Annotated in this window: 17 protein-coding genes; 1 reads left to right on the top strand and 16 read right to left on the bottom strand. The window is 43.4% G+C overall.

What is annotated here, in order from left to right:
• Positions 1–14 precede the first annotated feature (14 nt).
• The 14 genes from hemW to gpr all read right to left on the bottom strand — a co-directional run bounded on the left by hemW (position 15) and on the right by gpr (position 17627).
• Positions 15–1157 carry a radical SAM family heme chaperone HemW gene (gene hemW / locus WKT17_RS09420; RefSeq protein WP_291681487.1) on the bottom strand — a complete coding sequence of 381 codons (1143 nt, stop codon included), beginning with the start codon at positions 1155–1157 and terminating at the stop codon, positions 15–17.
• A 19-nt stretch (positions 1158–1176) separates the two neighbouring features.
• Complete coding sequence (lepA, locus tag WKT17_RS09415; RefSeq protein ID WP_173747921.1) at positions 1177–2991, bottom strand: translation elongation factor 4; 1815 nt, start codon at positions 2989–2991, stop codon at positions 1177–1179.
• Between the two features lie 64 nt (positions 2992–3055).
• Positions 3056–5065: an LTA synthase family protein gene (locus WKT17_RS09410; protein WP_173747923.1), complete on the bottom strand. Its 2010-nt coding sequence runs from the start codon at positions 5063–5065 to the stop codon at positions 3056–3058.
• A gap of 97 nt (positions 5066–5162) precedes the next feature.
• Positions 5163–7130, bottom strand: a complete 1968-nt coding sequence (locus tag WKT17_RS09405; protein WP_340272546.1) for a DUF7657 domain-containing protein — start codon at positions 7128–7130, stop codon at positions 5163–5165.
• A 28-nt stretch (positions 7131–7158) separates the two neighbouring features.
• The gene (locus tag WKT17_RS09400) at positions 7159–9075 is read right to left on the bottom strand and encodes a DUF2142 domain-containing protein (protein WP_173747927.1); all 1917 of its coding nucleotides are present in this window, start codon (positions 9073–9075) and stop codon (positions 7159–7161) included.
• A complete protein-coding gene (locus WKT17_RS09395) occupies positions 9072–9440 on the bottom strand; it encodes a DUF2304 domain-containing protein (protein ID WP_173747929.1) in 369 nt (122 codons plus the stop codon). Before WKT17_RS09395 ends, WKT17_RS09400 begins: the two co-directional genes overlap by 4 nt.
• Entirely contained in the window at positions 9437–10141 is a 705-nt protein-coding gene (locus WKT17_RS09390) for a glycosyltransferase family 2 protein (RefSeq protein ID WP_173747931.1), read from the bottom strand. The genes WKT17_RS09395 and WKT17_RS09390 overlap by 4 nt, the downstream gene beginning before the upstream one ends.
• A complete protein-coding gene (locus WKT17_RS09385) occupies positions 10138–11292 on the bottom strand; it encodes a glycosyltransferase family 4 protein (RefSeq protein WP_173747933.1) in 1155 nt (384 codons plus the stop codon). The genes WKT17_RS09390 and WKT17_RS09385 overlap by 4 nt, the downstream gene beginning before the upstream one ends.
• 10 nt (positions 11293–11302) lie before the next feature.
• Complete coding sequence (locus WKT17_RS09380; protein WP_173747935.1) at positions 11303–12568, bottom strand: lipopolysaccharide biosynthesis protein; 1266 nt, start codon at positions 12566–12568, stop codon at positions 11303–11305.
• Positions 12565–13431, bottom strand: a complete 867-nt coding sequence (locus WKT17_RS09375; RefSeq protein WP_173747937.1) for a LicD family protein — start codon at positions 13429–13431, stop codon at positions 12565–12567. Before WKT17_RS09375 ends, WKT17_RS09380 begins: the two co-directional genes overlap by 4 nt.
• Positions 13432–13550: 119 nt before the next feature.
• Positions 13551–14600 (bottom strand): NAD-dependent epimerase/dehydratase family protein, encoded by a 1050-nt coding sequence (locus WKT17_RS09370; protein ID WP_291681496.1) that lies wholly within the window; start codon positions 14598–14600, stop codon positions 13551–13553.
• A gap of 12 nt (positions 14601–14612) precedes the next feature.
• Complete coding sequence (locus WKT17_RS09365; protein WP_173747941.1) at positions 14613–15329, bottom strand: IspD/TarI family cytidylyltransferase; 717 nt, start codon at positions 15327–15329, stop codon at positions 14613–14615.
• Positions 15330–15433: 104 nt separating this feature from the next.
• Complete coding sequence (gene spoIIP / locus WKT17_RS09360; protein WP_173747943.1) at positions 15434–16675, bottom strand: stage II sporulation protein P; 1242 nt, start codon at positions 16673–16675, stop codon at positions 15434–15436.
• A gap of 40 nt (positions 16676–16715) precedes the next feature.
• Entirely contained in the window at positions 16716–17627 is a 912-nt protein-coding gene (gpr, locus tag WKT17_RS09355; RefSeq protein ID WP_173747945.1) for a GPR endopeptidase, read from the bottom strand.
• Between the two features lie 225 nt (positions 17628–17852).
• On the opposite strand from gpr, the gene rpsT reads away from it, so the two are divergent.
• Positions 17853–18116, top strand: a complete 264-nt coding sequence (rpsT, locus tag WKT17_RS09350; RefSeq protein WP_173747947.1) for a 30S ribosomal protein S20 — start codon at positions 17853–17855, stop codon at positions 18114–18116.
• A gap of 80 nt (positions 18117–18196) precedes the next feature.
• Here rpsT and holA read toward each other — a convergent pair whose 3' ends face one another.
• On the bottom strand, positions 18197–19177 hold the full coding sequence (gene holA, locus WKT17_RS09345) for a DNA polymerase III subunit delta (protein WP_173747949.1): 981 nt from the start codon (positions 19175–19177) through the stop codon (positions 18197–18199).
• A 65-nt stretch (positions 19178–19242) separates the two neighbouring features.
• Positions 19243–20859, bottom strand: a complete 1617-nt coding sequence (locus WKT17_RS09340; RefSeq protein WP_340272536.1) for a DNA internalization-related competence protein ComEC/Rec2 — start codon at positions 20857–20859, stop codon at positions 19243–19245.
• Positions 20860–21036 lie beyond the last annotated feature (177 nt).

Raw genomic sequence — 21036 nt, 5'->3', positions numbered from 1 at the left:
TACATGTTAATTTGTCAGTCAAAGAGAAATTCTGACAGGACTGCATTGCTTAAAAGAACACCTTCTTCTGAAAGATACACCCTGTCCTTATGTTCCTTCAACATCCCGTTTTCCAGACATTTGTGCAGAGCCTTTTCATAAACCATATCCATTTCCTGACCGAAAATGCGGCGAAATTCTTTTCTGGATACGCCTCTTGTCTTTCTGAGCCCCAGAAACATAAATTCTTCCATCTGCCGGGCTTCCTCCAGAAACTGCACGTCCTCCCGCATGGTTTTGGGTTGTCCACAGCGTTCCAGGTACGTTTTCATATCTTTTGTATTACTCATGCGAATATTTCGCACCATAGATGCTGCTCCAAGTCCCAGCCCCAGATAGTCGCCCCGTTCCCAGTATTTCAGATTGTGGCGGGATTCTTTCCCCGGTTTTGCGTAATTGGAAATTTCGTATTGCTCATAGCCCTGTTCCTTTAAGAAGCTTCCGGTCCACAGATAAATTTCCCGGCTTTCCTCTTCATCGGGAAGAAGTTCCTCATGTTCTGCATATTTTTCATAGAAAGGAGTTTCCGCTTCTATAATAAGCTGGTATACGGAAATATGCTCCGGAGACAAAGCAGACAACGCAGCCAGTTCTTCTTTCCACTCCTCCAGTTTCTGCCCCGGTATAGAAGAAATCAGGTCCACACTAATGTTGGTAAATCCTGCCTTTCGAGCCAGTTCATAGCTTTCCAGAAATTCTTCGTAGGAATGGATTCGCCCAAGGACCTCCAGTTTTTCATTCTTCACAGACTGCAACCCTATACTGAGACGGTTTACACCATTTTCTTTGTAACACTGCAGCTTTTCTTCCGTTACTGTTCCCGGATTCATCTCCAGTGTAATTTCCGGTTTCTTTTCCAATTCAAAAACTTCCTGAATGTTTCCAAGAACTCCTTCCATCTGTCCGGCTTCCAGCACAGAAGGGGTTCCGCCTCCCACAAAGACGGTAGATACCCGATAGCCTCTGGCAAATTCCCGGTAGCTTTCGATTTCCTTTAACAAGGCCTGCACATAGGTTTCCTTTTCCTCTGATGTTCCGCACCAGGATAAAAAGTCACAGTAACCGCATTTTTTTACACAAAAAGGAATATGCACATACAACCCTAACTCTTTCTTCATAAATACCTTCCCCGATTTCTTATTTATCGTCCAGCTTCAGCACACTCATAAAGGCCTTCTGCGGAATTTCTACGTTTCCAATCTGGCGCATACGTTTCTTTCCTTCCTTCTGTTTTTCCAGAAGTTTTCTCTTACGGGAAATATCGCCGCCGTAACATTTTGCCAGTACATCTTTTCGCATGGCTTTTACCGTTTCTCTGGCAATAATTTTACTTCCCACAGCCGCCTGAATGGGGATTTCAAAGAGCTGTCTCGGGATTTCCTCTTTCAGCTTTTCACACATTTTTCTGCCTCTTTCATAAGCAGAATCTGCAAATACAATAAAGGACAATGCGTCTACTTCTTCTTTGTTTACCAGAATATCCAGTTTTACCAGATTGCTCTGCTCATATCCCAGCATTTCATAATCAAAGGATGCATAACCTCTGGAACGAGATTTCAAAGCGTCAAAAAAATCATAAATAATTTCATTTAAAGGCAGGTGATAATGCAGCAGCGCTCTGGTGGTTTCCATGTATTCCATGCCCTGATACTGCCCTCTTCTCTCCTGACACAAATCCATAATCGGTCCAATGAACTCTGTAGTTACCATAATTTCCGCCTTTACCATAGGCTCTTCCATGTATTCGATTTCTGACGGGTCGGGAAGATTGGACGGGTTGGTCAAGTCAATAACTTCTCCGTTGGTCTTATGCACTTTATACACAACGCCAGGAGCCGTTGTCACCAAGTCCAGATTATATTCTCTTTCCAGTCTCTCCTGAATAATTTCCAAATGTAACAGTCCCAAAAAGCCGCAGCGGAATCCAAATCCCAGGGCGATAGAGGTCTCAGGTTCAAAAAACAGCGACGCATCGTTTAGCTGCAATTTTTCCAGGGCGTCACGCAAATCCTGATATTTCGCTCCGTCTGCCGGATAAACACCACAGAATACCATGGGATTCACTTTTTTGTATCCCGGCAAAGGTTCTGCACAGGGACGGTCAAAATCTGTGATGGTATCGCCTACCCGTGTATCCGTTACGTTTTTAATGCTGGCTGTAATGTATCCTACCATACCTGCGGAAAGTTCTTCGCATGGAATAAACTGTCCAGCTCCGAAATACCCTACTTCCACAACCTCTTCCACAGCTCCGGTTGCCATCATACGGATTTTAGTACCTTTTTTCACAGTTCCTTCTTTGATACGGCAGAACACAATAACACCTTTGTAGGAATCATAAATAGAATCAAAAATCAATGCCTGCAGCGGATTTTCAGGACTTCCTGACGGCGCTGGAATTTTCGTTACAATCTGTTCTAAAACCTCTTCCACATTCAAGCCTGTCTTGGCTGAAATCAAAGGTGCGTCCTGTGCTTCAATGCCGATAACGTCTTCAATTTCATTCATAACACGTTCTGGTTCCGCACTGGGCAAGTCAATTTTGTTAATAACGGGAAATACATCCAAGTCATGGTCCAGGGCCAGATAAACATTGGCAAGGGTCTGAGCCTCAATCCCCTGGGCTGCGTCCACTACCAGAATGGCTCCGTCACAGGCTGCCAGGCTCCTGGATACCTCATAGTTAAAATCCACGTGTCCCGGTGTATCAATCAGATTGAAAATGTATTCTTCTCCGTCCTTGGCTTTGTATACAATACGCACAGCCTGGGACTTAATGGTAATTCCTCTTTCTCTCTCCAAATCCATATTGTCCAGAACCTGGGCCTGCATTTCCCGGTTTGTCAGAAGCCCTGTCTTTTCAATAATCCTGTCTGCCAGGGTAGATTTTCCATGGTCAATATGGGCAATAATACAAAAATTACGAATTTTGCTCTGGTCTATTGATGGCATATAAATTCCTCCTATGCTCTTTTCTCCTATATCTTAAACATACAGTCTGAGTATATCATGATACTCAGTGGTTATCAAACAAATTTCTGTACTGGATTTTCTCATATTCCTGAATTTCTTCAAATTGCAGGGCTTCGTCCCAGGTGAACCATTCTCCCTGACTGTTTTTCACACCGTAAACATTGACAACCGGGTAGCTTTCGTAAAGGTTTTCCAGGTATTTCTGATAATCTGTCAGCGGAATGCCTGCCGCTTCACATAGCAAAGAGGACAAATAGTTCAGACTGATATTTTCATATTCTTTCTCTGTAATATCATAATTTGCGTAAATCATAAAAGGAACCTGATATTCCAGAGCTGTTTTTTCCGCCGGATTTCCTGTGGCAGTCTCTGACAAAGCCTCATACAGCTCTTCCTCTATCTTAGGATAATGGTCGCCGAACATACAGACTACCACAGGTTCTTCCTCCTGTTCAAAATACTGTAGCAATTCTTCCAATGCCCTGTCAGATTCTTCTATAAGAGTTAAATATTCCTCTGCCCATACAAAATTTTCTCCGGGACTTGTAATCTGTATAGGATTCGGCATACCTGCGCCTGTGTATCCACCGTGATTCTGCATGGTCACATTGAAAAGAAAGACCGGTCCTTCCTCCTTACGTTTCTCAAATTCTTCTATCAGTATGCTGTAATCTCCTCTGTCAGAAACCAGATTCCGCAGTGTTTCCGGATTTTTCATATTCTCTAGATAGAGGGACGCATCAAAATCCAAAAACTGATATACATTTTTCCGATTCCATCCACTACTGTCCATAGGATGTATAAACACCGAGGTGTAACCCTCATCCTTTAACTGACTATTGAGGCTGGGAGTTCCCTGTTTGACATAATTCTGATAAGGAATGGTTCCGCTTGGAAAAAACGCATTGGAAAAGCCTGTTAAAAACTCAAATTCCGAGTTCGCTGTCCAACCCCCGAAAACAGGTACGCTGGCAAATCCCTTTATGACATTTTCCTGCCTTGCATCCCAGTTTGGCATAATCTCTCTACTGGTTTGTATCGCTCCCAGCTTTCTGAAATCGGAAAAGGATTCATTCATAATAGCAATGATATGGGGATTCTCAACATTTTCGGTTTTTTCCACTTTTAGACTCGTCCCTCCCAAAGACCCTTTTTCCAATTCCAAATCCGCAGCCGCTTTCTGCTGATATCCGTCAGGCTTCTGCACTTTCAGAAAAGGAAGTCCTGCTGCAAAATCCAACAAGGCCCCATGGTCTTTCTCGCTAGCCTCCAGTTCCCACAAATAAGGTTTTACAGAATAAGTTTCCAAAAAAGTTTCATTGGATATCAAAAAAGATAAAACCAGAACAAAGCAAAGGCTAACTGCTCCAGTTGCTATGCGGTCTCTTCTGTGATTTTCATAAGAAAGATAAAAGGCTGCAATAATGAGCAGGATTGCCCAAAGAATAACCGCTACTCTCTTTTCCGTAAAATCCAGTGTATATCCTCCTGCCACATTTGCGGCAGTCTGAATTGCATAAACATCTGCAGCCCGAAGTCCGTTTCCCCGGAACTCTTTTACAAAACTGTATAAAAGTCCGTAAAATGTAAAAATTCCGGTTCCCACAGCTATTGTCCATGCAAAGCGATTAATGAAAAAATATAAAATCACAAAAACTGTCAAGATTAAAAAATAATTCAGAAATACAAATAGAAATTTCATCTGTGCCACGGAATTATCGTGCAGTGTCTCTATGGCACCCAAAGCAAATGCCGGAGCTGCTAAAAATAAGACAACAGACAGACATTCTCTCACCTTATCTGATACTCTTATTTTTCCCAAAAGTCCCAAAAGCAGAACTCCATCCAGGCAAAACAAACCGCGCAGTTTTTCCGTCTCGGCATTCAGTCCCTTCTCCAGGAACACCCAGAAACATATGTACATCAAAAAGGCTGCTGCTGTACCTGTACTCCTCAGCCTGCTACTTTCCTTAAACATGTATTCATACAGCCTTTTCCCACTTTCCAGTATTTTTCCATTTCTTACTTTTGTGTTTGCATTTATCTTTTTCATGCTTGTAAATTCCTCATAATTTCAAAATTTCCGTATCTATACACAAGGAGGCTTTTGCAGGAAAAACATTTGGAATCATGCCCTTCCTGCGAAAGCCTCATTCTTGCGTTATCACATCATAAATTCTGTAATTCCCCACCTGATTTTTCAGTTTAAACTTCACATTGTCTGATTCAAATTCGCTTAAATCACGATTCGTTAAAATATGCTTCACATTCAAAGTTTTCAGTTCTTTTGCAGGCAATGTAATATTTAAATGGTCCGGAGCAGTCTGGGGATTCTCAAAAACAGTTTCTCCGTCTTCTTTCAGCTGCATGAAAATATGTACATACCTGTTGTAAGTATCCTCATAGATTCCTGTCGAATCCAGCTTTTTCCAGCGTTCCAGTACCGGATAGGTATTGGTGCAGTTTATGGTTGGCGCCCCTGTCATAATCGGAATGTTAATACAGGGGAATCCTATATTCTCCACTATCCAAAGCCCTTGTTTATCATCACTGTCTGCCTCGGCAGCAACTGCCTGTACTAATGGATTGGTATAAATAACATCTACGCCTTTGTGAATAGGATTGACAAACGCTCCGTTTAAAACCGCCAGAACGATACAGCCCCAGGCAAAAACTGTGCTTTTCCATTTGTACCACAGTATTCCCACAAGAATTAGGGAAACTGTAAGAATTACACAGACTGCTGCTACCTGCCTCTTTGCCACATACAGTTCCGGCAGACTTTTATATAGAAATACCATCGTTCCTCCGGCAAAGAAAACTCCAACAATTCCCACAGCTGCTTTTCCCGGCGCCTTTTCTGAAATTACAGACGCATACAAAAGCAATATCAGACTGATAAAGCCCACTGCCAAAACAACTCTGTCTGGCTGACAATTACTAAGCAGAGTTGCTTTTGCCAGAATCTCCGGCCATGGCAAAACACAATAAGCAGTCAAAAAGACTGTTCCTGTCAAAAGAGAAATCAGCATGGCATCCCTTTTCTTTTCCTTTATAAGAACCCATAATCCCACAAGGATTCCCAATGGAAAAAAGGAAATCACACTGGCCTCTTCACACACATTTGTTCCGCCAAAAGCAGGCTCCATAAAAGGATACAAAATCCCCTGTGCCCAGTTAAAAAGTTTTCTGAGTGCTCCTCCTCCCGCAAAACTCCTTGTTCCGGGATAAGCAGTATTCATCACGGTCTGTATGGTATTCCATGATTTGCAGACAATGGCTCCCATTGCAATTCCCAGAATCAGCAGAGCGCCTAAAATAACAGGAATATCTTTCTTCCAACACCACAAGTCTTTTTTATATTCTTTTGCTGTGATTCCTATAAGTAAAAACAGGAATACATATCCCAGCGGAATCTGCCATGGCGGATAAAATACCAGAATATAGCAACCTCCGCACCAAGCCAGTCCCAAAGCCAGAAGTATCTTTTTCCAATACTGCCTCTGGTTAAAATAAGCAGACACAATCAGCAAAACTGCCTGCCCAAACACCAACATCTCTACAAGTCCGTTAATGGCAAACCACCACTGCACAACAGGCGACAGACTGAGAAGTGCAGAATATGCCACAGCATAAGATTTTCTTCTGTTAAAAAGATACATACCAAGTTCAAAAGAAATCATAAGTAACGCAAGAAACCGCCCGCACCAGAAAAAGGAAAGGCCTCTGGCTGGTGCAAACAGCAGATATCCCCACTGAAAGGGCCGGAAAATCACTTCCCAGCTCAGAACCGGTTGTCCATACACAATAAACGCGTCTGTTTTCGCGCCTCTTAGAGTCTCTGAAAAGTAGGGAAAGCTCCCGTCCTTTGCAAAATACTGTGAAAATGCCATAGGTGTGTTCACAGCCCATTCATCGCTCCGAATCATTCTTGCTTGTCCAAACAAGTCTCCGTCTCCGCTTTGAGATTGTATTCCTATAAAATCCTCCCACATAGATATGGAAGAACCGCTTAATTCCAAAAATCCACTGACTGCAAAAACAACTACAATAATCAGATATCGAAAGTGATACAGAATTTCTCCTATTCCTGTACTTCTCTTTTTGCTATTTTCCATAAATTTCTCCTTAGCTGAATCGTCTCACTTACTGACAATATTTCAGAAAATACGGCGTATAAAAAGCTCCGTGAGCGATAAATAGTATGATCCAGAATACAGCCGTTGTATAAGATGTATCTTTCCATTTCCCTTCCATTTTATCTGTATAAAACAGCAGATACAGTGGAAAGAGCAGCGGAATATAGTACCTTGCCTGCACGCCGGCAATCTCTGTGCTTCCTACCGGTGTAAAAGATACATAGAGCGCAGACCAGAGCAGACCTATAATCATAGCCAGCACAAAAGCCAGAATTACTCTGTATGCAACAGCGGTTTTTTTAGAAAAAACAAAGCGCTTTTTCTTCTCTGTAAACGCCACGGCAAAACAGAATACTGCTGCCATAGCATGGAGCTGATGCTTGCCTGCATAGGCCAGATTGGCCACCGCATCACCTCCGAATATATAGGAATTCAGACTTCCATAAAAGTTTTTCCAGAACACGGCCAGATAACCGAGTGGGTGCTGCATAACCAGAGCCAGCTGTTTTCCCACATCGGTTGCCCCACCTCTGGAATCTCCTTCCACACTTCCACTTGCCGCAGGCAGCAACAGTGTCATAATCATAGCCACGCAAATAATCACTGCAATGCCTTTACACAATACCATTTCCCATTTTGTCCGAAACTTTTCTTCAGGCAATGCCAACAACAACGCTAGAATCGGAATATAGACTGGTTTCGGACAGCTTCCTAAAATAAAGACGAAAGCAATCAGAATTTGCTTTTGCCAGGTCAGCTTTCTGTCTATATAGAAAAATTCCTCTATTATCAGCACAAACCCCAGTGTTACAAACGCAATCACAGAGACATCATAAGTATAGGAAACCGCCTGCAAAAGCGCTGTAGGCATCAGAGCTATTGCCGTCAGAAACATTTTTCCTACAGGTACAATTTTAATAGCCAAAAACATTACCAGCACATATAGAAGCAGATTTGCGGCCTTACCCAGCAAAAACTGCACATAAAAAGGCAGGCCAAGAGCCTCTGCTGCTTTTACAGCAAGCGCCATATGAAGTTCACCTATGGCATTTAAAGGATTTGCGGCTTTTTCGTAGTCCTGTGCCTGTATATCCGTATTCTCATTGAGATACTCTATCTGCAGCTGCTTTTCCTCTTCTGATAAAAAAGCAGAGCCGTCTATGGTTTCCGGATACTGGGTGATATAGGCTTCTGCTACGCTTTGCGGCACTTGTCCCTCTTCAAACCAATGAAACGTCTTGTTAAAATGTATATGTTCATCCCAGCTTACACACTCCGGCGGCTGCAGGGCTATCAGCAAAAGCCCAAGGCCGATACCATATACAAGAAAACCGTATTCCGGCTTCTTTCCAATCTGTTTTCTCCAACAAAAGGCTGACAGAACCAGTAAAACAAAAACAAACGCATACGCAGTTCTATACCAGTTCCAATTCCAGCTGTTTTCTATGGTAAAATTATACAGACGTACTCCCTGAGGTACTTTTATTTCTATCTCTGTAACATAATCTTTCAGATTCACCACGGATTCTTCCAGATTCTTTCTGCATACATCCCGGATTTCCCTTACTTCCGAATTTTTATAAATATCCTTTGTATGAATTTTTATAATAGGGACAAAGTCCTCTCTTGCGGTATAAGAATACTGAAATTTATTTATATAACGTTCAGGAAAAATAATCTTTATTCTGTAGAAGCCTTCTTCCGCTCCATTTTCGTTTACTCCTGCCTCAGGTTCGGATAATTTGATATACTGTTTTTCAATCTGTTCCTTCTCGGCCTGGTGTCCGCCTTTCAGAGAGCGCCTGTAAGTATTCATCTCATACAGCCCTTCAAAAAGCACTCCTGCCAGCAGGCTGATTCCTAAGAGCAAGAATAATTGGAGAATCCACTTTCTCCCCGCTGTCTGTTTTTTCTTTTTCTTCATTTCTGCAGTTCCTCACTCTCTTCTTCTGCTTTTCTTTTCTGCTCCTCCAGCAGCGCCATCTCCTGTGTCAGTCTCTTCACCTTGTTTGACAGCCTGGACACAGATACTGACAGCGAAAAAATAATAGGCAGCATAAAGCAAAATCCTGCAAAGAACAGCATATTCATCGGCTGGCTGATTCCCAGTACATGGGCCAGCCATGTAGTAAGTTTCGGAAAGCAGGTAAAAATAATAATCCCTGTCCCCAAAGCCAGCCATACCAGACTGTATTTCAGTTCAATTCCCTTATTTCTGATTTTATTTATCACATAAAACATAGCCAGAAGGGTAATTACAACAATTAAAATCTGAATGCGAATATTCATCCTTTCCCTCCTCTGATTTTCTCAATGGCAATGGCCAGGGAAACCTTTATCATATAATACACAGATTTCTTCATGGAAATAGACGATACTCCACCCATGCGCTTCCGCATAACCACAGGGATTTCCTTCACCTTACAGTTTCTCTCCAGAATCGCAACAACACTTTCCGGCTCCGGATAATCCTTGGGATAATTGTGCGCAAATTCTTTCATAACCTTCCGATTCACCAGCCGCAGTCCTGAAGTAGGGTCCGTAATCCGCACCCCTGTTAAAATTTTAATCAAGGCGCTGAAGTAGCGAATCCCTACTCTTCTCATACTCGAGGATTGAAAGCCTTTTTTCTCAATAAACCGGGAGCCAATCACCATATCCAGTTTTTCCTTCTCCAGGGTTTCTGCCATTTCATTTAAGAAAGCAGGGTTATGTTGTCCATCTCCATCCACCTGCACAGCCATATCATAACCATTTCTGTATCCATACAGATATCCGGTCTGCACAGCACCCCCAATCCCCAGATTCACAGGCAGATTTATCAGGTGAAATCCATGCTGTTCACAAATTTCCCTTGTATTATCTGTAGAACAGTCATTAATTACAATATAATCAAATTCCGGTGCATACTTCTGAATGTCCTTTACCGTTTTTTCTATACAGGCACTTTCGTTATAAGCAGGAATAATTATCAGTTTCCGTTTTTTCATTCCAGTACTCCTTCTTCTGCCAGCTGATGAACCTTATGTGCAGTCTTCTCCCAGGTAAAAAGCTGATGTACTCTTTTCTGTGCTTTTGCCGCTGCACGCTTGCGTTCCTCCTCATTTGCCAGTACACGCTCCAACTCTTCTTTTAAGCCTTCTACGGTAACCTGTTCCAGAATGGTTCCATAGCTTCTGTCCACCAGCAGTTCCCCAGAACCGCCCCGGTTGGTAGTTATCACATAGCAGCCCGCCGCTGCTGCCTCCAACACGGAAGTAGGAAAACCCTCGGGATATTCCGTGGGAAGGCAGTAAATCTCTGCCTGACCTAAAAGAGAGGCTATATTTTTAAAATCCAACCTTCCAAGCGGCTTGATTCTATGGCTTTCACAGGCTTTTACCCCTTCCATTTCTTCCCCGTCCCCCGCAATAAAAAGACAGACCTCCCTGGAAGTTTCCATTTGCTCCACAGCTTTTATCAATTTAAAAATCCCTTTTTCCTTCAGCAGCCGTCCCGTGTAAACAATCAAAGCCGTATCTGCCTCCAGACCGTATTTTTTCCTGAAATCTTCTGTAGGATTTTGGGCAATTCTTGTAATATTTTCTGCATTTACCGCATTATACAGCACACCTTCTGCCTGAATATGAAAATGCCGAAGCCATTTGCAACAGGCTTTTGAAACGCCGAAATACTCCCTGCAAAGCCGCCTGTCTCCCCAGGTTATCACATGCTCTACAGCCGCAAAAACCAAATCAGGAAATTTTTTTCCTACTGTCATGTGGCTGGTTCCATGGTCTAAAATTAAACAGCGGATACCTCTCCTTTTAGCAAACCAGGCTCCTAAAAGTGTGTGTGGATAAAACCGGGCATTTATCAGAACCAAATCAAATTCTTTTCCCCACAGTTTTTTCCATGCTTCCCAAAACTCTTTATTCGGCTTTGTCACCGGATATCTGCCGCTCATAAGATTATAGCAGGGCAGACGCAGAACACCGATACCGTCCATAACTTCAAAACTCTTTTCCTTTACATCATTGTTTGTAACAATCAAAACCTCATCTCCCATAGCCATCAGAGCCTTTGAAAGGTTATAGGTATATCTCTCAATTCCTCCCAGATAGGGAAAATAGTGAGAGGCAAAAATACATATTCGTCTCATAATGTTCCTCTTATCCTCTGTCCTCTATTTTCTTTTTGTCTCTCTGCAAATGATAGACAAAAAATCCCAGAAACATAGCCGACATAAATCCTATAGAAATTGTATAACTGGCCGATGCCCCCATGACTGCATACCGCTTTGTCAAAATCGGTGTAAGCACATAGGTCAGCACCACGGTAAGCCCACAGCACACAAAAGTACTGTACTGATGCCGCATAATGATAATTCCATACTGCAAAAGCTGATAAAGCGCCGTAAAGCCGCCGCTGATTAATACCACACAAAGTGCCCCTTTATAATGCGTCAAATCCACGCCAAACAAAAATCCCAATACCGGCACTCCCAGGAGCCAGGCGCCTCCGATACATACCAGCGTCACTGTCAGAATCACTGCAACCTGTCTGAGTACCAGCTTTACAAAACCGGAGATATCTCTTTTCACATATTTTTCTGCCAGCACAGAAATAATAGGCTTCAACACAAAAGAGGCAAACATATTCACTACAAACGCCATCATATACAGTACATTGAAAATCCCAAGAGTTTCCGAATCATAATATTTATCCAGAGCATACTTAGACGCGTTGATAATATAGGCATTTAAAAAGGCATTGACAAACAACGGAAGTCCCTCTAAAAGCAGTCCCTTCTGTCTCATCCAGGTGGTCTGAAAAGAAATCCCTCCAAATCTGCCAATCAGCCGGCTGTCAATGACGCACAACATAATCAGATAAGTCACGGCAAGTGCTCCCAGGGCAGCCGCAATATTTTTTGTAAGAAACAGCGTAACTAGAAATGCTGCCAGATAAGACAAAACTTTTACAAATACGCCCTTACAGGCTACATCATATCTTCCTTTCTGCTGATATCTTCCCTCCAGCAAATCCGATACTGCCTCAATGGCTCTGAATAAAATGGCAAATCCAATGGCTGCCAACTTCACGCCCTGATGAGAATCCTTCAAAACCCAAATCACCCCCACCAGGAGCATGGCGGAAACCGTCAGCACTCTTAACACACAATAATCGCTGAAGGTGTATTTTTCTGTCACATCCGATACCTGAAAGGTTCGGATATTATAAAGTCCGATTGTCACCAGCTGATTTCCGATTGTCAGAGCCAAAGCCAGTATACCAGCCTGTGCCACTCCGATATACTTGGAAGTAAACATGGACATCAGAAAAGAACTTCCGGCATATACCGAACCTGCCAAAACCGTCCAGATATACGTCTTCTTCATATTGTGATTGGAAGGCATAAAAAATTTTTCAATCATAAGTCAGCAAACTCCCTGCCAAAGTCCAGTTCTTCCGGCGCATGGTTATGGCGCTTATCTTCCGGCGGCAGTTCCATATAATTGCTACCGTAGCGTCTCTCCAGATATTTTTCCACATGACATGGAAAATTCAGTTCAATAGTTTCAAATTTACGTCTTGCTGTGGGATAAATGTCCCTTTTATCGATGACGCTGGTATACGGAGTGGGGTCAAAGAGATATGCTACCCTTTTCGTATGTACATCTTTATACTGTGTTGCTGCTTTCATTGCTCTTCCATAGAGAAACTTCGGAGAAAAATGCAGCGCTTTTAATCCCCAGTGTGCCAGTTTTGCCACCAGCAGGGTAAGTTTTGCCTTCCAGCCCTCTACATAAATATTAGGTTCTCCTACCTGCCGCAGCACCATCAGTTTTCCCCATGTCCATGCCCGCATAGCCTGACGCCGGAACTTCGGCAGTTCATCCGCTACATTATCAAAGCAGAAAATATCAATGGCAATGCCGATATGCAATCCCAAATCAATCATTTCTTCATTTCTGAAAACGGTACCGGTCCTGTACCATTTCGTCAGTGTCACGGGAAAATCCGGATTGGTATCTGCATTCATAATTTTATAACGTTCTCCGTATTCCTGTTCTGCTACTTCCAGAAAATGTTCATAATGTTCTCTTGTCATTCCCAGGTCAATGTCATCATCCCAGGGAATAAACCCCTGATGGCGGACACCGCCGATAGCCGTTCCCCCACAAACAAAATAATCAATGTTGTGTTTTTGGCACAGCGCGTCAAAATCTTTCAGTATTTCCACCTCTGCCCGCTGCAGTTTTTTCAGTACCTCAGGCTCGTATTCTTTATATAACATATTTTCCCCATTCTAAAAAATCTAATCTACGTGTATTACAAATTCCCTTTTCTTTTGCTGCGTACAGTCCAGGATAACACAGAAGTTTCTGTTTTTCCAGAACTCGTGCACTGTTTCACTCACATTTCTTTCATTATCTGCAGTGTGTGGGCAATTCCGGTTTCAATATCAAAAGCCGGCGTAAAGCCCAAACCTTCCAGTTTCGTACTGTCCAGCACCTGTCTGGTTATGGGCGTACGCTGTGCCATCTGTACATCATCGGGATTTTTGAAAATGACCTGACGGCCTGTCTGTCTGGCTGTTTTCCGGGCAAATTCCGCAATGGTCAGTCTGGACTGCCTGTTGGCAATATTGTAGGCCGCTCCGCATATTCCAGACAACAGGACAGATAAAACAGCGGCTCCGCAGTCCGCCACATAAGTATACGAACGCATTTGACTGCCAGCGCTGTTTAAAACAATGTCCTTTCCTTCCATGGCATTTTCCATAAACTGTACGGTTGCACGATTGTCCCTTTCTGTAATATTAGGTCCATATACATGACTTGGCCGCACAATAACCGTCTCCAATCCATACTGGGCAGTATAGGCACAGCACAAAGTCTCTGCCGCCCGCTTACCTGCCGGATAACAGGAACGCCAGGATAGATTGTCCACATAACCGCTGTATTCTTCTTTATAAGCTTCCAGACTGCTGTCCCCTTGGCCGTACACTTCTCCGGAAGACACAAACAGAAGGCGCTCTGCCCCCTGTTCCTTCCCGTAGTCCAGAAGATTCTTCGTCCCTGCAATATTTCCCATAACCGTTCCCACCGGATCCTTCAAAAAAGCAGCCGGATAGGCATTGCTGGCTGCATGAATCAAATAATCCACAGGAAACTTTTGCTTCATGGGCTTCTCCACATCCTGCTCTACATAAACCAGAGCTTCTGTTTTCACATCTGCAAAACGGGCTTCCAGTCTTTCGCGGCTTCGCCCAACTGCATATATGGTGACATGCAAATCCTGCATACGATTAGCCGTAAGCAGCATATCCACCAGATAGGAACCGATAAGTCCGCCGGCTCCTGTAATCAATAGAGATTTTCCGCGCAGTCTTTCTATTTCTCTGACACCGGAAACTGCTTTTTCCAAATCCTCCGTATACACCCTGCTGCTATACAATTTCATCCGCTTCTCCTCTCAATCCTTAAGCCAGTCTGCTCTCTTTGCCAGAAGAAGTGCTTTGAAAATATCCAAATCCTCCACGGTAGTCAGTTTAATGTTCTTTTCAGAGCCCAGAGAAAAATACACCTGTTCTCCCATCTCTATCATCAGGGTACAAGATGCTACCGAATTGGTAATCCCCCTTTCCAGGGCTCTTCTGTGTAAATCACAAATTTTTCCAAGCGGAAATCCCTGGGGTGTCTGTGTCCGTTTCAGATTATCCCTGGGATAGCTTCCGGTAGAACACATACCGTCTTCGGTCTGCAGCATAGCCTCCGCACAGGGAATCGTGGCAATGGCACAGCCATATTGTTTTGTCTTTACGATACAATCTGAAATCACATCCGCAGAAACCATAGGACGTATAGAATCGTGAATGAGTACAATATCATCTTTTTGGAACTGTTTTTCCAGTTCAAAAACGCCGTTTCGGATAGAACTCTGACCGTTCTCCCCTCCCGGTATCACATATTTTAACTTTGTAATATTAAACTGCTTTGCATAAGCCCACAAAACCTGCTCCCAGCCATTGATACACACTACCGCAATTGCATCAATATCCGCATGTTTCTGAAATGCTTCCAGTGTATAAAGAATCACCGGACGTTCATTTACAGACAAAAACTGCTTTGGTATACTCTGGTGCATACGAGCCCCGGAGCCGCCTGCAATAATCAATGCCACATTTGCCATTTCGCTTTCCTTCCTTTGTACCTCTCCATGTAGGATCCATTTAAACTTTCTTTAACATTTATATAACATTGTACGAAAAAAATTAAAGAATTTCAAGCTATCCTTTAACTTCCTGTCAAAACTTTATTTAAAATGTCAGCAAGAGGCTCCATGGCATTCATTTCCTCCTGCACTGTATTGGTCTGCGCTCCACATTCCACCAAAAGAGTTTTCGGTCTTAAATGCAGATTGTAGCGGTATCCTCTCAGATAAATCGTTCTGGCCAAATCCGGATAGTATTTCTTAGATTCCAACATCATCTGCAGAGAAAAAGCCAGATTTTCTTTGATGTAGGGGTTTGGAAGATAAGAAATCTCCCCGTTTTGATTCGTTCTGCTCAATCCGTTAAAAAACATAATTTTTGCCGTTTCTTTTCCATTAATATTCGTAACCAGCCGTTTATCATCCGGAACTCCATCCCTGTGCAGGTCAATGACCACTTCCACACTGGGATTTTCCTCCAGAATAGCTTCCACTCTCTCCTGCGCATAAGTATATGCCTGATTACGGTCCAGCTTTCCGTTTACAATATCAAAGGTATCTGTCACATGAATAACCTGATAGCCATAAGTATCCCGCAGAAGAGAAGCCAGATACTCCCCCACTCCTACAATGGTGGTAGAGGCCTCTCCCGGAATGGAATCAATAAATTCTTCCTGGGAATGGCTATGATAAATCAATATCTGCGGCTGACTGTTGTCTGTCTTCATCCGCATATCCATCTGTACCAGTGCGGGAGCGTCTAACTGCTCACTGCTCATACTGGTTGTTTTATCCACTGTATAGAAATTACTCATAACAAACTCAAAATCCTGAAATTTTTCCAGTGGGATATCTGTGACCGGCTGTTTTATCTGATTTTCCGCAACTCCTCCTGTTGTACTTGCCTGCTCTGCCTGGGTGCTCTGGGCATCCACACCTCCTGTATTTTCATATCCCGATTCCGGAGGCCCTGCTTCCTGATTTTCTTCTAACAGCTTTGCCTCCAGAAATTCTGTGTTCTCCTCCATAATCTTAGAACTTGTTGCCTGGTCTGTCTCTTCCTGCCCTTCCCGCTGTATATCTGCCGAGGCTGGCAGCAGCCGGGATTCTATCTTCTCCCAAAGCCAACCTGTCATGGTTTCCCCATATTCCCGTGTCACGCCTGGAAGATACATTTCTATTGCCTGCTGCTGTACCTGATACAGCATATGCTCTAAAGTACTCTTTTCCAAAGCCAGCCCTTTTATAACAATATAAACGGCCAGCGCAGCCATTCCCACCCATATCCCGGCGGTCACCACCGTTTCTGCTTTTCTTTTCTTCACCCTATCACCTCATATCTATATATGAGACAATCCTTTTTAATTATTCCTCGGGTTTGGCAAAAGCCAGATTTAATCCTTCAGAAATTGTAAAGGCCAGACGCTTAATGGTTTCGTCCACATCTTTCGGGGTCATAAACATACTGTGCAGGGACGGCGCAATCATTTCCTCCAAAAATTCCTTCTTCTCCGCTTCTTCCAGGGTATCCAGCAAATGCGCCATAGAATCCCTAACAATGGTTGCTCCATCCACTACCGTAGGAACCCCGATTCCAATTACGCGTATTCCCAAAGTCTCCTGATTCAATCCGGTTCTGTGATTTCCCACGCCGGAACCGGGACTGATTCCTGTATCCGTTATCTGAATGGTTCGGTTCAGCCGTTTAACGCTTCTGGCCGCCAAAGCGTCGATAGCAATAATAACGTCCGGTCTTGTCTCCTCCGCTACACCTCGCACAATTTCCAGGGTTTCCATACCCGTCTGCCCCATGACTCCCGGAACCAGACCGCTGATACTGTGGAGTTTCTCCTCCCCTGTGCCCTGCACGCCATATTCCCTGATAATATGTCTGGTAATATGCAGATTGGATACCACATCCGGCCCCAGCGCGTCCGGCGTAATATCTCTGTTTCCCAGCCCCACCACCAGAATATTCAGTTCCTGTTTTTCAGGGAGCAGTCCCTTCATATGTTCTGCCAGTTCTTTTGAAATTTCCCTGTGGTAATCCTCATCCGGCACAGACATATTGGGGGCTTCTAATGTAATATAGACACCCTGGGGTCTTCCCATGGTTTTCGCCCCGTTCTCCGTCTCAATGATGACCGTTGTAGTCCTTATGTCTTTTTCTTCATTGTAATCTTCTTTTACCACTACTCCTCTGACTTCTGCATGTTCTTCCTCAAATTTTTCTTTTGCCTCCAGTGCCAAATCTGTACGGATTCTTCCCAATGCCATGCTCTTTTTCCTTTCTGCCCTTCTTCAGACTTTCTGCCGTCCTTTTCTGTTTTCCCGAAAAAACTCAGGATACCTATATTTTTTGCATTTTAAAGGATTTTATGTATTGACATTTTTCTCTAAATCAACTAGAATGAAAAAGCATGTTATATCGGAGAGTTCCGTGTCTTTCTCCGATAAAAAGATAAATTATAAACCAGTAAATCATATTTGGAGGTGTACGCTTTGGCTAACATTAAATCTGCAAAGAAAAGAGTATTAGTAAACAGAAAAAAAGCTGAGAGAAACAAATCTATCAAATCAGCTGTTAAAACTTCTATTAAGAAAGTAGAAGTAGCGATTGAAGCAAAAGATAAAGAAGCAGCAGTTGCAGCATTACAGAACGCAATTTCTACTATTGATAAAGCAGCTACTAAAGGTGTTTATCACAAAAATACAGCTGCAAGAAAAGTTTCCCGCTTATCTAAAGCTGTAAACACACTTGCATAATTATTGCTGATAGATTTTGAATAGAAATTTTACCGCCTGGCTGGCCGTCATCAGCCAGGCGGTTTTTGTTTCCTCTGCTTCTACTTACTGCTGAACTTCACCAGCAAAAGTTCCACGCTCATACTGTCCGTCATATACCCTGTCTTAACCTTTGTTTCCGTACTGACACATTCCTCCACTGCACTTCGCAAATCTTCTTCACTGTATTTTCGCGCATAAGTCATATAATTGCGTACTACGAAAGGCTGCAATCCGGCTTTTTTCCCTATCTGCCCTTGGTCATATCCTTCTTTCACCAGTTCTTTCACCTGCAGAATCAGATTAAATTGCCGGGCCAGAAGAAAGAGAATTCTCATAGGCGGCTCTTTTAAAGCCAGCAAATCATAATATAAATCCAAAGCTTTCTTTTGATTTTTGTCCGTAACCGCCCGGAGCATATCAAAAATATGGTTGGTAATCTGTGTGGTACAAACCGCCTCAATGTCGGCTTTTGTAATCACATCTCGTCCCATGGTATAACAGAGCAACTTTTCTAACTCTCTTTCTATATTCCCCATATCCGTGCCTGTCTTCTGCAGAAACAACTCCATATCTCTCTGGGTAATCTGTTTTCCCTCTTTTTTCATCATTCCCAGTACCCAGCGCATGAGTGTATTGCTGTCCTGAGTGGTAAATTCCACCACTCTTCCCTGCTTTTTCACCGCTTTATACATGCGGCTTCTCTTATCCACTTCGCTCTCCACGAAAATCATACAGAGATAATCCGGCAATTCTCCCAGATACTCTGGCAAGCCCTGGCACTGATTTTTAAAAAACCCCGTATCTTCCAGAAGAAGCACCCTCCTGTCCGAAAAAAAAGGCATCGTGTCCGCCAGACTTATGACTTCTCCCGGTTCCGTCTTTCTTCCCTCAAAATAGGCAAAATTCATAGTATCTCCATCCGGCAGGAGTGCTTGCTGCATCTTTTTCTTATACTGCTGTTTCAGATAATCCTCTTCTCCACAAAATAAATACACATGCTTAAAATCCTGATTTTTGATATCTTCCTGTAAACTTTTCATTACATTCTCCTCTATTTTCGCCAAACGGACACTCCCATTGTTCCCGCTCGCTAACGCTCATTATATCATGAATCCCCGGTTCTGTAACAGGAAATCTTGATTTTCTCCTTTTTCACCCGCAAACGCACAGCGCCGCACTCTGCCGTATTATAAATTTTTCCGGTATATCTTTTCAGTCTTTCCACCAATTCCTTATGAGGATGTCCATAGCGGTTTCCCGCCCCGCAGGAAATAATAGCAATTTCCGGCTGAACTTCCTGCAAAAATACTTCCGGAGTGGAATTTTTCGAGCCATGATGAGCCACTTTTAACACCTGGCAGTTTCCGGTTTCCTTGAAAAGACTTTCTTCTCCCCTCTCCTGCGTATCTCCGGTAAACAGGAGTACAAACTTCTCTTTTTGAAATTTCCACACCTGTGAGGCCTCGTTGCTTTCCCATTCTTCCCAATTTTCTCCTGAAGGGGACAGACAATCCATCTCCATTTTGTCCTCCTGCAGTTTTGTCCCTTTTTCCGCATAAATAATTTCACACCCGGCTGCCTTCCCCAATTTTTCCAGTTCCAGCCTCTGCTCTTCAGTTTCCCTGCATGCAGACAGAAAGAGCCGTTCTACCCTTACCATGGTTTCGCCTTTTGCTATAGTTTCCAATAATTCCTGAATACCATTTATATGATCCGCATCCATATGGGAAACAAAAACACCCTTTATCCGAGAAATTCCGGAGGCTTTCAGAAACGGAAGAATCCGGTATTTCCCCACTCCGGACACACTGCTGCTGCCCCCGTCCACCAGATATCCGCTTCTTATGCCCGTCTGAATACAGGCACAGTCTCCCTGTCCCACATCCAAAAAAGTCACCTCTACTGCATTTTGAGGGAGCCGCACAAGTAACACGGTCATGGCTCCTGCCAAAAGTAAGCTGAAATGAAGTCCCCTTTTTCTCAGCCAGAGTACCAGAACCAGTAAAACATAATACAGGGCACATTTCCACAGCTTTGGCTGGCCGGTTATCCACAAAGCCCCCGGAAGTCCGGCTGTAATCTTCCCTGTCTGCAGATACAGTTCCAAAATTCCTGCTGCGGGAAAGGCTGCAATTTTTCCCAAAACCGGAAACCAGACTCCCAAAACACAGCCTAAAATCCCCGAAGCCAGTAAAATGCCCGCTGTAGGTAAAATCAGCAGATTCATAAAAATTCCCCATAATGGAATTTCATAGAAAAAATACATGGTGACAGGCAGCAGCACCAGCCACACGGATATCCCTGACTGTATTCCCGCTAAAATTCCATGATACAGCTTTTCTGCCCTGCTTTCTCTTCTTCTCCCCGCTTTTTTTCCGGGAAATAAGACCGGATATACCGCCCCCAGTCCCAAAATTGCTCCAAAGGACAGGAGAAAACTGCTGTCATAGAGATACAGCGGACTTTCTGCCAGAAGCAGCATAGAGGCCAGCGCCATAGCAGAAAGGAAATCGTAAGTACGCCTGACCCAAAACGCCCCCATGGAAACTGCAAACATCACGACAGCCCGCAGTACAGCCGCCCCGTTCCCCGTAAGACTGCCGTAAAAAAACATGGCAGCCACAGTAATCCCTCCTGCGGCCTTGTAGGGAATTCTGAGTTTTCTCAGCAGCCAGAAGAACACACCGCCTATAACGGAAAGATGGGTTCCTGAAACCGACATTATATGTACCCCACTCTCAGGAAAGCCGGAAAATCAAGGTCTTTACATGATACACAGTGTTTATTGTGTTCCCCATTTAACAAACTAATACCAAACACATTTTTCTCTTCAGACAGCCTCTCTATAAAATAAAAAGTAACAGCTTACTCTTTTTCTGTAAAAATCACAAAATTATAA

Source organism: Blautia sp. HCN-20427, from assembly GCF_037890365.1.
In the GTDB taxonomy this organism is placed as follows: domain Bacteria; phylum Bacillota; class Clostridia; order Lachnospirales; family Lachnospiraceae; genus Blautia.
The sequence above is the reverse complement of the archived record's forward strand: the minus strand, read 5'-3'. Positions and strand labels throughout refer to the sequence as shown.

What these genes read in the sequence shown, in the direction of transcription:
- hemW (WP_291681487.1), bottom strand. Translation starts at nt 1,157, where the DNA reads ATGAAGAAAGAGTTAGGGTTGTATGTGCATATTCCTTTTTGTGTAAAA.
- lepA (WP_173747921.1), bottom strand. Translation starts at nt 2,991, where the DNA reads ATGCCATCAATAGACCAGAGCAAAATTCGTAATTTTTGTATTATTGCC.
- WKT17_RS09410 (WP_173747923.1), bottom strand. Translation starts at nt 5,065, where the DNA reads ATGAAAAAGATAAATGCAAACACAAAAGTAAGAAATGGAAAAATACTG.
- WKT17_RS09405 (WP_340272546.1), bottom strand. Translation starts at nt 7,130, where the DNA reads ATGGAAAATAGCAAAAAGAGAAGTACAGGAATAGGAGAAATTCTGTAT.
- WKT17_RS09400 (WP_173747927.1), bottom strand. Translation starts at nt 9,075, where the DNA reads ATGAAGAAAAAGAAAAAACAGACAGCGGGGAGAAAGTGGATTCTCCAA.
- WKT17_RS09395 (WP_173747929.1), bottom strand. Translation starts at nt 9,440, where the DNA reads ATGAATATTCGCATTCAGATTTTAATTGTTGTAATTACCCTTCTGGCT.
- WKT17_RS09390 (WP_173747931.1), bottom strand. Translation starts at nt 10,141, where the DNA reads ATGAAAAAACGGAAACTGATAATTATTCCTGCTTATAACGAAAGTGCC.
- WKT17_RS09385 (WP_173747933.1), bottom strand. Translation starts at nt 11,292, where the DNA reads ATGAGACGAATATGTATTTTTGCCTCTCACTATTTTCCCTATCTGGGA.
- WKT17_RS09380 (WP_173747935.1), bottom strand. Translation starts at nt 12,568, where the DNA reads ATGATTGAAAAATTTTTTATGCCTTCCAATCACAATATGAAGAAGACG.
- WKT17_RS09375 (WP_173747937.1), bottom strand. Translation starts at nt 13,431, where the DNA reads ATGTTATATAAAGAATACGAGCCTGAGGTACTGAAAAAACTGCAGCGG.
- WKT17_RS09370 (WP_291681496.1), bottom strand. Translation starts at nt 14,600, where the DNA reads ATGAAATTGTATAGCAGCAGGGTGTATACGGAGGATTTGGAAAAAGCA.
- WKT17_RS09365 (WP_173747941.1), bottom strand. Translation starts at nt 15,329, where the DNA reads ATGGCAAATGTGGCATTGATTATTGCAGGCGGCTCCGGGGCTCGTATG.
- gpr (WP_173747945.1), bottom strand. Translation starts at nt 17,627, where the DNA reads ATGGCATTGGGAAGAATCCGTACAGATTTGGCACTGGAGGCAAAAGAA.
- holA (WP_173747949.1), bottom strand. Translation starts at nt 19,177, where the DNA reads ATGAAAAGTTTACAGGAAGATATCAAAAATCAGGATTTTAAGCATGTG.
- WKT17_RS09340 (WP_340272536.1), bottom strand. Translation starts at nt 20,859, where the DNA reads ATGTCGGTTTCAGGAACCCATCTTTCCGTTATAGGCGGTGTGTTCTTC.